Origin of the sequence: Phenylobacterium sp., assembly GCF_031412415.1 — a bacterium.
Taxonomy (GTDB): domain Bacteria; phylum Pseudomonadota; class Alphaproteobacteria; order Caulobacterales; family Caulobacteraceae; genus Phenylobacterium.
The window spans coordinates 1-7,249 of record NZ_JANOCX010000324.1 but is presented as its reverse complement, the minus strand read 5'-3'; the positions used below and the strand labels follow the sequence as shown (position 1 = coordinate 7,249).

The window sequence follows — 7,249 nt, the reverse complement described above, 5'->3', positions numbered from 1 at the left end:
AGCTCACCACCGCCGAAACGGCGGTCGCCGCGATCCCGTCACACGTCCACATTTCGATGGGCATGGCGCTTGGAGAGCCCCCCGCCCTACTCAGCGCCCTCGCCGACCGAGTGACGGCCGGCGAGCTCTCGGACCTGCACGTCTGGTATTTCCACTCGTTGCCCCACGCCGGATCCAGCATCTTCCGCTACGAGCTGCTGGACCGCGTAAAGCCCCACTGCATGTTCCTGGGGGAGATCGAGCGGGCGCTGATGGCGCGCGGAGAAGAGGACGGGCGCCGGGTCATCGACTTCGTCCCTGTAGCTTTCAGCGAATCATCGAGGCTCTTGTCGGAACAGGTCGACATCGACACCTTCGTGGTCACGGTCTCCCCGATGGATCAACATGGTTGGTTCACGTTTGGGGCGAGCAATGACTATGCGACGACAGTGGCGCGCAGCGCCCGCCGCCTGATCGTCGAGGTCAACGCGAATATGCCTCGGGTCTTCGGCGACTCTCTACTGCATGTTAGCGAGGTTGATGCGATCGTAGAACACAACGCACCTTTGCTCGAGAGCCCCGTTCACGAGGTAAGTCGAACAGACGCCGCGATTGGACGGCTGATCGCCGACCTGATCCCTGACGGCGCGTGCCTCCAGATGGGCATCGGGGCTCTGCCGAGTTCGGTGTGCGCAAGTCTCACGGATCGCAAGAACCTCGGTATTCACACAGAACTGCTGACGCCCGGCCTGGCGGATCTGATCGCCAGCGGCGCTGTCAACAACCGCCTGAAGGCGACCTATCCCGGGCGCAGCGTTTTCACCTTCGCCCTGGGTGACCGGAAACTCTACGACCTGCTCGACGACAACCCGGCGATCAACAGTCTGCCGGTCCAGGTGATCAACGATCCCCGCCATATCGCCAAGAACGACAACGTCGTTTCAGTCAACGCCACGCTGCAGATTGATCTAACAGGCGCCTGCAATTCCGAGCATATGCTTGGACGGCAATACAGCGGCGCCGGCGGTCAACTCGATTTCGTTCGGGGCGCGAGAGCCTCGCGCGGCGGCAAGTCGATCATCGCCTGCCATTCCACGGCGCGTGGGGGTGTGCTTTCGCGCATCGTCCCAGCCCTGACCGGGCCGGTGACGACCCCGCGAAACGACACTCATATAGTGGTCACCGAGTTCGGCTGGGCCGATCTGCGCGGGAAATCCGCCGCCGAACGCGCGCGCGCGATCATCGCCTTGGCCGATCCCGCCTTCCGGGAAGATCTGTCGCGCGCCGCTCGGCAGCAGACCCTCATCTAGAGCCAGCAGGCAGATCAATTCGGAACGGCGGCTACCCTATTCAAGAGTTTCGGGTTCCCGGATCGTCGCGCGAACATTAGGCCGTCAATGGTGAGCGGAATGGCCTCGGCGCTATCCGGATCAACGGCGTGAGTGTGGAGATGCGGCTCGCTCGTGTTCCCCCAGTTGCCGGCCAAGGCCATGGATTGGCCGATCCTGAGCTGGTCGCCGGTTTCGACCCTGATGTGATTCCCGGGGTGGCGAGCGGATGGGCATCAGGGTTGGCGAGCATGCCGGGAACGACCCAAGCGAAGATGCCGCCAAAGCCGGCGAGGAAGAGCATATTGGGCCAGCGGCATCGTGATCGGTATCACCGTGCTTCCTCCGTACTCACCAGAGTTGTGCATGGCGCGAAGCTAGCGCCTGCTTTCCACCCAAAGTGCGCCTTGAAGGCATTGCGGTCGGCCGCGCAAACACCGCTCTTGTAAACGACTTCCCAATACCATTTTATGTGGTCAAGCTTTAGCTTTGGGGTTGGCTCAAATGGCCTTGTTAGTACTTCGCGGTAAGGTGGAAGCAGTCGAGCGTGGGTCCGACCTGAGTTATGCGGTGGGTGGCAGTCACGGCCCAATCCCAATTCAAAATCAGCTGATCAGCTTCCGCATTGACGGCAAGCCCATGTTCTACAGGACGCGGACAATCGCGTCCTTTTCCGACGGAGACACGGCGTCCGCTGTGGGAAACATGAAGAATGGCACGCTCGAAGCGCTTGCGCTTCGAAACCATACGACAGGCGCGACCTACCACGCGCCGTACATCATGCCGGCCATTCTGGCTCTCGTGCTTGTGGTGATTGGGCTCCCGATGATTGGCTTTCTGGGCATCGGACTGTTGTTTGTCGGCTTTGGTGCGTGGGTGCTCTGGAAGGTTTGGAACGTCTATCAGGCTGTGCAGCAACTCCCCGCCAGCTAGTGGTGGAGCTCATCGAGGGCATTCGACCTGTTCAGGTTGCTAGGAAAAGTTGAGGCCAAGCGCTTCCGACCGGAATGTTCGTGTCGCGCGGAAGCACCGTCGGCTTTCCCAGGAACAGCTCTCTTTCGACGCGGGTAAGAAGCGCAGCCTTTTGAGCGATCTCGAACGCGGAACACGCGATCCCAGTGTCCGGGCGATTGAACGATCGGCGACTGCGCTCCAGATCGAACCATGGACGTTCCTTCGACCGCCCGATGCATGACATCGGCCCAAGGGGCGGAAACCACCCGCTGCCAGCAAGTGTGTCGCCTGGAGTCGGTGGCGGTATCGTCAGCGGTATAGGTGGCAGCCACCTGCATCGGCAGGTAAGGAATTCGAAGCCCGTGACATCAAACGCATCGGCCTTTTGCTAGGCTGCAGCGGTTACCGCGTGACGCCGGGAGATCAGGAGTAGCTCAATTGCGAATCGCCACCTGGAACGTCAATTCGGTGAATGCGCGGCTGGAAACCGTCCTGCGCTGGTTCGAGGAGGTCTCGCCGGATGTCGCCTGCCTGCAGGAGATCAAGTGCGTGGACGAGAAGTTCCCCGCCGAGGCCTTCGAGCGCCTGGGTTACAACGTCGCCGTCCATGGCCAGAAGTCCTACAATGGCGTGGCCATGCTCTCGAAGACGCCGCTGGAAGATGTCCGCAAGGGTCTGCCCGGCGAAGACGAGGATGAACAGGCCCGCTATCTGGAGGCCGTGGTCTCAGGCCCGACCCCGGTGCGGGTAGCCTCGATCTACCTGCCCAACGGCAATCCGGTCGAAACCGAGAAGTTTCCGTACAAGCTGCGCTGGATGGCGCGGCTCAACGCCCACGCCCAGGAGTTGCTGGCCTACGAGGAGCCGCTGGCTCTGGTCGGCGACTACAACGTGATCCCCGAGGCCCGCGACGCGGCTCATCCCAACAACTGGCTAGGGGACGCGCTGTTCAAGCCGGAGACCCGCGAGGCTTTCCGGGGGCTCAAGAACCTGGGACTCACCGAGGCCTTCCTGGCCATCGACGGCTCGCCGGAGGCCTATACCTTCTGGGACTATCAGGCCGGCGCCTGGCAGCGGAACAACGGCATCCGCATCGACCATGCCCTGCTTTCCTCCCAGGCCGCTGATCTGCTCCGCGCCTGTGTGATCCACCGCGACGTGCGCGGCTGGGACAAGCCATCGGACCATGTGCCGGTCGTGATCGAACTCGACCTTTAGGCTCCCCGGGTCGCGGAAAGTTCATCGCCGGTTCAGTCGGTCCCAGGCTATAGCCAGGCTTGCCATCGGAGTTACCCCATGCGGACCACCCTGCTCGCCGCCGCCGCCCTGACGCTCTGCGCGGGACCGGCCCTCGCCCAGGACAGCGCCGCCCACGCCTCCGCCGCCGCGGGCGGATCGTCGGAAGTCGCCGCCCACCTCACGGCCTCTGGCGTCCAGACAGCGGTCGGTGTCTCGGCGCTTCCGGCCAGCGTCGCGGGCGCGGCCTCGGTCGCCGGCGGTTCAGCCCTGGCTGCGACAGGATCGGCGGTGTCCGGCGCCGCCGGCGCCTCCGCCGAGTTCGCCTCTGGACCGCTGAAGGTCGACGACAGGGTGGTGGTCTCGCCCGATCCGGCGCCCGCCGTGCCCTACGACGTCCAGAAGCCCGCGCCGCGATGAGGGCTCTAAGCGTCATACTGGTCGCCGCGCTCCTGGCCGGCGCCCCGGCGTCCGTCCTGGCTCAGGACTCCTCGGCAAGGGTCGTGGCGCCGCACTTCACGGTGGAACAGGCCGCCGCCTTTTCGAAGCAGGTCGAGCGCGACCTGGCCGCCAAGGGTGCGCGCGTGGCCATCGTTTTCCGGGCCGGGCGCATGCGTGACCAACTTCCGGAGGGGATCGCCTACACGCACGGCGCCTTCTGGGTCTATCGCGACATCCAGACCGCCGACGGCAAGTCGGTGAAGGGCTACGCCGTCTACAACCTCTATGCGGGCGACGGCACAGCCTGGTCGAAGATCGAGAGCCGGCTGGTCCAGGATTATCCGCTGGACTTCACCCGAGGCTCCACCGTCAACGACATGGCGGTGATCGTCCCCAGTCCGGAGCTGCAGCGGCGCATCCTGGCGGTGATCGACAGCCCGACCTACGCCAAGGTCCACAATCCCGAATATTCGCTGGTCGCCAACCCCTGGGCGCGCAAGTACCAGAACTGCAACAACTTCATGCTGAACGTGATCGCCGCGGCGGTGTGGAACACCGACGACCCGAACAAGATCACCGCCAATCTGAAGGCCCACTACAAGCCGACGGTGGTGAAGGCCAACGGCCTGGTGCGGTTCTTCGGGCCGATCGCCGATCAGCGGCTGCGGACCGACGACCAGGGCTCCACGATCCGGACCGCCACCTACGAGTCGATGGCGGTGTTCATGCGGGAGAATAACCTCCTGCAGGAGGCTTACGTCTTCAACTACCAGCCCTGAGGACGCGCCATGGGGGCAGTCGAACTGATGGGTGTGGCGGCCAGTCTCAGCCTCCTGGCGGGCTGGCGGCTATATGCCTGCGTCGCCGGCGTCGGGATCGCCATGCGGATCGGCCTGCTCGACCTGCCCGACAAGATCCAGGCCCTGGACGTCCTGGCCAACCCCTGGGTCATCGGCGTCGCGAGCCTGGGCGCCGTCGCCGAGTTGTTCGCCGACAAAGTCATGTGGCTCGACACCCTATGGGACGGTGTCCACACCCTGATCCGGCCGCTGGGCGGGGCGCTGCTGGCCCTGGCGGTGGTCGATGCGTCCGACCCGACCTGGCAGGTGCTGGTCTTCCTGCTGGGCGGCGGGGCGGCCCTGCTCAGCCACGGCGCCAAGGCCGGCGCCCGGGCCGCGGTCAACGCCAGCCCGGAACCGGTCAGCAACATGGTGGTCAGCACCGCCGAGGATGTGGCGAGCTTCGGGGGTCTCTGGTTGGTCCTGACTCAGCCGGGCGCCGCGGTCGGCGTGGCCGTTGTCATGGTGGTGGTCGCCGTGGGACTGCTGATCCTAAGCTGGCGAATGCTCGCGGCCCTACGGCGATGGTTCGCGCCTAGAGCTTGAGACCGCCCAGCAGGCCGCCCAGCCCGCCCGACGGCAGCTCGCCGTTGGGCGTCAGGCGGTCGATGACCTGGGGTAGGACCTGCGCGATCTGGCCGGCCGCCACATGGGGGTCCACGCCCAGCTTCTGGGCGAGATCGGCCACCACGCCGGACGACAGCACACTCTCGATCTGCGCCGCGGAAATCGGCAGGTTCTCGCCCTTGCTGATCCAGGACTTGGCCAGTTCGCCAAGGCCGCCGGCTTCGAAGGTTTTCACCAGGCCGCCCAAGCCACCCTCCTGTGACGCCAGGATGTCGCTGATCGCCGACATCGCGCCGCCGCCCTCCTGGCCGCCGCCCAGCAACCCGTCCAACAAGCCCATGATCGCCTCCATCCGATGGTCCGCCGAGCAAGACACTAAGCAGGAGTTCGCACAACCTCGGTCGAATGAAGCCTTCGTGGCGGCGTCTTCTCGCCGCCCTCGAACGACGCTAGCGTACCACCATGGATGAACTCGCCCGGCTCTTGCTGCTGCTGACGTTCGCGGGCGTCGCCGTGACGCTGCTGGGCTCGGCGGCGATCTGGTACATGGACGAAGGCCGCCGGGTGCGACGCGCCTTGCGCAATGTGCTCAAGGCGCCGCCGGAGGCCGTGGTCGTGGCGCGCGGGCGCGGCAAGGGCGCCGGGTTCAGCTTCACCTCGGGCCTGGCCGCCGTCGCCTGGGACAGCGGGGCCTGGTGCCTGGTCTATCGAATCTACGAGTTGGTGGGCGTCGAGATCATCGTCGACGGGACGGTCGTCGCCCGCGCCTTCCGGGGAGAACCCCGCAAGGCCCTGGACCATCTGGCCCCCGACGCCGCGCGCGTGACCCTGCGCCTGCTGTTTGACGATCCCCGCCACCCGGACTTCGAACTGGATCTCTGGCTGGCCGGCGACGAGCTTCGCCGCAAACCCTCCACCCCTGCCGAGGCCATCCAGGAGGCCAATCAGTGGCTGGCTCGCGCCGAGGCCATCCTGCGCCGGCCCAGTTCGCCGCGCGCGCCCGAGGCCGCGCCGATCATCGCCGCCCCGCCCCCTCCGCCGCCACCGCCGGCCGTGCCAGCCTGGGAGCCCGAGCCGGATGACTTCGATGACGGCGAACCGCCCTTCGACGAGGACGACAACGCATCCTTGGACGACGATCCGGACCGTCGTTGACGGCCGTGCCGACGAGGCGCAGCGTCACGTGGACCTGGGGAGGCTTCACCCATGACCAGTTTGCTCGCCGCCGCGGCGTTTTTCGTCCTGCTGCACCTGCTCGTATCCGGAACCCGCCTGCGCGACACCCTCACCGGCGTCGTCGGCCCCGGCCCCTATATGGGCCTGTTCTCACTGGCCTCCGTGGCGGGCCTGACCTGGCTGGGCTTCGCCTTCGTCGCCGCCCGGAACGATCCTTCCAACGCCGCCTACTGGCAAGTCACGCCGGTCACCCGTCATGTCCAGCTCGGTCTGCAGCTCCTGGCGACCCTGCTGATCGTGCCCGGTCTGACCACGCCAAATCCCACCAGCGTGGCGCAGGAGGGCGCGCTAGACCGCCCCGACGTGGTCAAGGGCATGCTGCGCATCACCCGTCACCCGTTCCTGTGGGGTGTGGCGATCTGGGCCGCGGGCCATCTGCTGGTGAATGGCGACCGGGCGAGCCTGGTGTTGTTCGGGGCCATGCTGGTCCTGGCGCTGTTCGGAACCTCCAGCATCGACGCCAAGCGCAAGCGGGTGTTGGGCGCCACCTGGGACGGATTCGCGGCCCAGACTTCCAACGTGCCGTTCGCCGCGATCGCGGCGGGCAAGCAGTCCCTGAAGCTCGGGGAGATCGGCTGGTGGCGCATCGCGCTTGCGGTGGCCATCTGGGCCGCTCTGCTCTGGGGTCACCCCTACATGTTCGGCGTCGCGGCTCTGCCCTAGCTCAGC

Annotated in this window: 10 protein-coding genes; 9 read left to right on the top strand and 1 reads right to left on the bottom strand. The window is 65.8% G+C overall.

Going from position 1 to position 7,249, the window contains the following annotated elements:
* From RMO04_RS15915 to RMO04_RS15885, 7 genes are all read left to right on the top strand, one after another.
* A partial coding sequence (locus tag RMO04_RS15915) for an acetyl-CoA hydrolase/transferase C-terminal domain-containing protein (RefSeq protein ID WP_309645753.1) occupies positions 1 to 1,289 on the top strand: 1,289 nt, incomplete at its 5' end.
* Positions 1,290 to 1,838: 549 nt separating this feature from the next.
* Positions 1,839 to 2,240, top strand: coding sequence for a hypothetical protein (locus tag RMO04_RS15910; RefSeq protein WP_309645752.1), 402 nt, complete (start codon positions 1,839 to 1,841; stop codon positions 2,238 to 2,240).
* Between the two features lie 49 nt (positions 2,241 to 2,289).
* A complete protein-coding gene (locus RMO04_RS15905; RefSeq protein ID WP_309645751.1) occupies positions 2,290 to 2,502 on the top strand; it encodes a helix-turn-helix transcriptional regulator in 213 nt (70 codons plus the stop codon).
* 197 nt (positions 2,503 to 2,699) lie between these two features.
* Positions 2,700 to 3,479 (top strand): exodeoxyribonuclease III, encoded by a 780-nt coding sequence (gene xth, locus RMO04_RS15900; RefSeq protein WP_309645750.1) that lies wholly within the window; start codon positions 2,700 to 2,702, stop codon positions 3,477 to 3,479.
* Positions 3,480 to 3,557: 78 nt separating this feature from the next.
* Positions 3,558 to 3,917 (top strand): hypothetical protein, encoded by a 360-nt coding sequence (locus tag RMO04_RS15895; protein ID WP_309645749.1) that lies wholly within the window; start codon positions 3,558 to 3,560, stop codon positions 3,915 to 3,917.
* On the top strand, positions 3,914 to 4,717 hold the full coding sequence (locus tag RMO04_RS15890) for a DUF2145 domain-containing protein (RefSeq protein WP_309645748.1): 804 nt from the start codon (positions 3,914 to 3,916) through the stop codon (positions 4,715 to 4,717). The genes RMO04_RS15895 and RMO04_RS15890 overlap by 4 nt, the downstream gene beginning before the upstream one ends.
* Positions 4,718 to 4,726: 9 nt before the next feature.
* Positions 4,727 to 5,323, top strand: a complete 597-nt coding sequence (locus RMO04_RS15885) for a DUF4126 domain-containing protein (protein ID WP_309645747.1) — start codon at positions 4,727 to 4,729, stop codon at positions 5,321 to 5,323.
* On the opposite strand, the gene RMO04_RS15880 is transcribed toward RMO04_RS15885, so the two are convergent.
* On the bottom strand, positions 5,313 to 5,684 hold the full coding sequence (locus RMO04_RS15880; RefSeq protein WP_309645746.1) for a YidB family protein: 372 nt from the start codon (positions 5,682 to 5,684) through the stop codon (positions 5,313 to 5,315). The genes RMO04_RS15885 and RMO04_RS15880 overlap by 11 nt on opposite strands.
* Before the next feature lie 122 nt (positions 5,685 to 5,806).
* Between RMO04_RS15880 and RMO04_RS15875 the strand changes: the two genes are divergently transcribed.
* Both RMO04_RS15875 and RMO04_RS15870 read left to right on the top strand, forming a co-directional pair.
* Positions 5,807 to 6,499 (top strand): hypothetical protein, encoded by a 693-nt coding sequence (locus RMO04_RS15875; protein ID WP_309645745.1) that lies wholly within the window; start codon positions 5,807 to 5,809, stop codon positions 6,497 to 6,499.
* Between the two features lie 51 nt (positions 6,500 to 6,550).
* Positions 6,551 to 7,243 carry an NnrU family protein gene (locus tag RMO04_RS15870; RefSeq protein ID WP_309645744.1) on the top strand — a complete coding sequence of 231 codons (693 nt, stop codon included), beginning with the start codon at positions 6,551 to 6,553 and terminating at the stop codon, positions 7,241 to 7,243.
* The last annotated feature ends 6 nt before the right edge of the window (positions 7,244 to 7,249 follow it).